The following is a 232-nucleotide window of genomic DNA, read 5'->3' on the forward strand; positions in this document are numbered from 1 at the left end:
AGCGTTGCCATTTTTAATTGGCTTGGTGCGCAGTTGGGTAGCGATCAAATGTTTGGCGTAACGATTGGCTCGCCACTGCCATTCAATCGGCTTACCATCATGGTCGAGTACTTGACCAAGTAGAAAAGGCTTTCCCTTTAGAACCACTTCTTTATCGGAAAACAGCTCAGCATGTTCTGGATCGGCCGGCATCAGCAGCGTTTGTACAATGGCTTTTTGCAGATGTTGTTTT

General features: G+C 46.6%; 1 protein-coding gene. It reads right to left on the reverse strand.

Features of this window, described 5'->3' with window-relative positions:
• The coding region (locus MRS74_RS23710) for a murein transglycosylase domain-containing protein (RefSeq protein ID WP_254582738.1) at window positions 1–232 on the reverse strand (232 nt) is incomplete at both ends.

The sequence above is a fragment of the Marinobacterium sedimentorum genome, assembly GCF_024267675.1.
In the GTDB taxonomy this organism is placed as follows: domain Bacteria; phylum Pseudomonadota; class Gammaproteobacteria; order Pseudomonadales; family Balneatricaceae; genus Marinobacterium_A; species Marinobacterium_A sedimentorum.